Annotated in this window: 1 protein-coding gene and 1 pseudogene; both read right to left on the reverse strand. The window is 75.9% G+C overall.

Annotated elements, in window-relative coordinates:
* Window positions 1–682, reverse strand: a pseudogene (locus KM933_RS40150) (hypothetical protein); the annotation flags it as partial.
* 91 nt (window positions 683–773) lie between these two features.
* Window positions 774–1,914, reverse strand: a 1,141-nt coding sequence (locus KM933_RS38585; protein ID WP_221362301.1) for a peptidoglycan-binding protein, incomplete at its 5' end; no start/stop codon positions are given.

Raw genomic sequence — 1,914 nt, forward strand, 5'->3', positions numbered from 1 at the left:
TCCCCGCCCACCACGACGCCAGGACGCACCCGGTCGCGCCGGCCGCGCCGGCCAGCACCCCGGCCGCGCCCGGCAGCACCCGGGCGGGCCGCTCCACCAGGTCGGGGTCGGCCTCCGGGGCGGACCGCGGCTGCGGCGGGGCCGGGGTGCGCCGGACGATCCGGGGCTGCTCGCCGTCCCCCTTCCCCGGCTGCGCCCGGACGGGGGCGGCCCCGTCCCGCCGACGGCTCACGACGGCGGGGCCGAGCGGTACGGACACCGGCTCGGGCTCGTCGCGGAAGAGCAGGTGGACCGGGATCTCGGTGGTCGCCTCGGTACGGATGACCCGCGCCCCCCGGCCAACCGCCTCACGGACACCCACCCCCCGGCCACCCGCCTCACGGACGCCGGTTCCCCAGCCACCCGTCTCACGGACGCCCGCCTCACCGGCGTCCTTCTCCCCGGTACTCCTCCCCCCGGCATCCGTCCCACCGGTGTCCGCCCCACCGATCTCCGCCCCAGCGGTGTCCGTCCCGCGGGTGCCTGTGTCACGGCTGCCGGTGTCGCGGACAGCGGTGCCGATGTCACGGACAGCGGTGCCGGATGTGCCGGAGGTGCCGGTGTCGCGGGCGCCCGTGTCACGGCTGCCCGCCTCCGGGGCGCCCTCGGGCTCCGGTGAGGGTGAAGTGGTCGTCGTACTCATACGTGCCTCCGTGCCTCCGCGCCGGGAAGAGCTGCCGTGTGGGACCAGGGTGTGAGGAGCCCCTCAGGAGAGGAGCCTCACAGGGAAGCCCTCAGGAGAAGAGGCGCCGCCAGGTCTCCGGCCCCGGATAGCCGTCCGCCGCCCCGCCGCGCCACCCCTGCGCACGCTGGAACGCCTCGACGTTGCGCCGGTCGCTCTCGCCCCACCGCGGTCCCGGACCCCGCGTGTAGTACGTGCCGAACCCCTTCTTCACCAGTTGCTTCCCGAGCCGGGTGACGTAGGCGTTCTCGGCGCCGGGCCGGAACAGCGCCCGGCCGGGGTAGCCGGCGACACCGTGCGAGGCGGGGTCCCCGCCCGGGGACGCCGGGGTGCCGGAGCCCCCGCCGCCCTCGGTCGTCACGTCCCGGCCCTGCCCCTTCACCAGGTACGACCAGGTCGCCGGCCCCGGCAGCCCGTCGGCGGCCGCCCCGGTCCAGCCCTGCGCCTCCTGGAACGCCCGGGTCGCCCGCCGGTCCGCGTCCGACCAGCGCGGTCCCGGTCCCGAGGTGTAGAACGCCCCGGCGCCCCGCGCGACGAGCATCCGCCCCAGCCGGGTCACGTACGCGTTGTTCGCGCCGGGCCCGAAGACGGCCGCGCCGGGAAAGGCGTTCCCGGACGGAGAGGTGATGGGCGTGACCGTGCCGTCCTCGCTCGATTCCGCCCGGAGCCCTTTGTAGCGGTAGGGCAGATAGCGGTTCGCATTGCTCCAGTAGGCGTAAGGGGTCGTCTGCCTGCGGGCGTGCGGACGGGTCAGCTCGTACGCGAGGTACTGCTTGCGCGTGCCGTCCCTCCAGCCGCCGAAGACCGTGACGTGCGATCCCCTCTCGGGGTCGGCCGGATTGTGGAAGAGCAGGATGTCCCCGGCCCGCAGTTCGTCCCGGCCGATTCTGACGCCGTACGTGTCGAGGCTGCCGGTCCACTCGTTCACGCCGAGGTTCCAGGCCATCGAGACGAAGCCCGAGCAGTCCTGGCGGTAGCCGTCGGACCAGTAGGCGTTCATGTCGTAGGGCACCCGCGCGGCGACCCACCTCCCGGCCCGCTCGATGATCTCGGTCCGGGTCGTCCGCGGGGCCTTGACCTCGGCCGGGACACCGCCGGGGCCGTGCAGCGGGGCCCTGTCGCCCTGGGGCGTGCCGGGGCCGTCCGCGGCGGGGGGCCCGGGGCGCTGCGGGGCGTGCGCGGCGACGGCGGCG

This window comes from Streptomyces beigongshangae (assembly GCF_019710745.1).
Classification (GTDB): Bacteria; Actinomycetota; Actinomycetes; order Streptomycetales; family Streptomycetaceae; genus Streptomyces; species Streptomyces beigongshangae.